The 2227-nt window shown below is 40.6% G+C and carries 1 protein-coding gene; it reads left to right on the top strand.

Features of this window, described 5'->3' with window-relative positions:
• Window positions 1-267 precede the first annotated feature (267 nt).
• The gene (locus AC52RT_RS05720) at window positions 268-1830 is read left to right on the top strand and encodes an ABC-F family ATP-binding cassette domain-containing protein (protein ID WP_495539850.1); all 1563 of its coding nucleotides are present in this window, start codon (window positions 268-270) and stop codon (window positions 1828-1830) included.
• Window positions 1831-2227: the final 397 nt, after the last annotated feature.

The following is a 2227-nucleotide window of genomic DNA, read 5'->3' as shown; positions in this document are numbered from 1 at the left end:
ATAATCCATTTGCAGACTTACTAAAGGGAATGAAATTTGATTAACGTAAGTTAGGCGGAGAAGTGTATATATTCTCCGCCTTTTCTATGTGATATGACTAAGGATTTCAGTGAAGTTATCTCAATTATTTCCCAAGAAATTTGTCGAGTTTAACAGAAATATATCATTTCCCTGTTAATTTCCAATGGTAACCCATAGCATTTCTAGTAGATTTTTAGTATGATGAAAGGTAGAGATTTTTCAAACTTATTGGAGGTTCAACAATTAATGAGCTTACTTACTATAGATAAATTAGGTCACAGCTTTGGTGACCGCATGCTTTTCAGTGATGTTTCCTTCCGTTTAATGGCCGGTGAACATGTTGGTTTGGTCGGTGCAAATGGTGTCGGAAAATCAACGATGATGAACATCCTGACTGGGCAGCTTATTCATGATGAAGGCCGCGTAGAATGGTCTCCGAGCACGAATTATGGTTATTTAGATCAGCACACAGTGCTTACAAAAGGGAAAACGATGCGCGATATTCTTAACGAAGCGTTTCTGCCCTTGTTTGAACAGGAAAAACGATTGAATGAAGTAACTGAAAAAATGGGATCTGCAACTCCTGAAGAATTGGAAGAACTTCTTGAGGAAATGGGACTCATTCAAGATAGATTAGAAGCTGGGAATTTTTATAATCTAGATAAAAAAGTAGATGAAGCAGCTCATGGTTTAGGTCTTGATGCAGTGGGTCTTGATCGGGACGTTTCCTCACTAAGCGGTGGGCAGCGTACGAAGGTTCTATTAGCGAAGTTACTGCTTGAGCAGCCTGAAGTGTTACTTCTAGATGAACCGACAAACCATCTTGATGTGGAACATATTCGTTGGTTGAGCAACTACTTGAAAGATTACCCTCATGCCTTCCTGTTAATTTCCCATGATACGGAGTTTATGAACAGCGTTGTCGGTGTCATTTTCCACCTAGAGTTTTCAAGGTTGACCCGCTACACAGCCAACTATGAAAAATTCCTAGAGTTATCCGAACTCAATAAGAGTCAACATATCAGCGCGTATGAAAAGCAACAGGATTTCATTAAGAAACAAGAAGAGTTTATTAATAAGAACAAAGCACGGGCTTCAAGCAGTGGTCGTGCCAAGAGTCGCGAGAAACAGTTATCACGTATTGATCTAATCGAAAAACCGGAATCAGCAATGAAACCAACCTTTGAATTCAAGGAATCACGCAGCAGCAGCCGTTTTGTTTTTGAAAGTGAAGACCTTGAAATTGGGTATGATCATCCTCTGTTCCCGAAACTAACCACAACAATTGAGCGCGGTGAAAAGATTGCAATCGTCGGCTGTAACGGAGTCGGTAAATCTACTCTACTAAAAACCATATTGGGTGATATTAAACCACTCAGCGGTAAAAGTGTCTTTGGTGATTACCTCTTCCCATCTTACTTTGAACAAGAAGTGAAAGCAGAAAAAATTACACCACTTGATGATGTATGGAATGCCTTCCCTCATCTTGAGCAAGGTCAAGTCCGTTCAATTCTTGCACGCGTTGGGTTAAAAAACGACCATATTACTCGTCAACTTAGTCAATTAAGCGGTGGCGAGCACGCGAAGGTCCGCCTATGTAAATTGATGCTTACTGAAAGCAACTGGCTTTTATTTGATGAACCGACGAACCATCTGGACATCGTAGCCAAAGAAGAGCTTCAACGGGCAATGAAAGCCTACAAAGGAACCATCCTGCTCGTATGCCATGAACCTGACTTCTATGAAGACTGGGTAACAAAGGTATGGGACGTTGAAGAATGGTTTAATGCCGTTCATTCAGCAGAATAAAGATAAAACGAGAGTTCCGCTATGGAACTCTCGTTTTATTTTGGAAATACTCTTATACCATTCATCATTTAGTGCACTTATTCGGCACCATTCCTCCTGACTATCTTTCTCTATTTTGATAATCCAAAGACCAGTCTGGCTACTCTTTCACTCTCATACTCTCTTGGGTTTGGCTCTTGTGAAAATAGAGTATCTTTCTCTTTTTGGTTTAGATGGATTCGATTTTTCCCTTTTAGCGACTCTTTTTTGATAAAACCGGATCCTTTTGTTCAGTTGGCTTTATGAATTCGCCATCATATTGTCTCATCAAACTGTCCTAGTCTTACATTCGGCCATTTCTTACCTTGATTCGACCCAAACTCGTAAGTATTCGGCCCTGCCGCCCGCCGCACTGTTC

This window comes from Peribacillus sp. (genome assembly GCF_059453735.1).
Note: the sequence above shows the minus strand (reverse complement) of the source record. Positions and strands in the feature narration are given on the sequence as shown.

Coding starts and splice junctions, on each gene's coding strand:
- AC52RT_RS05720 (WP_495539850.1), top strand. CDS start 268: ATGAGCTTACTTACTATAGATAAATTAGGTCACAGCTTTGGTGACCGC.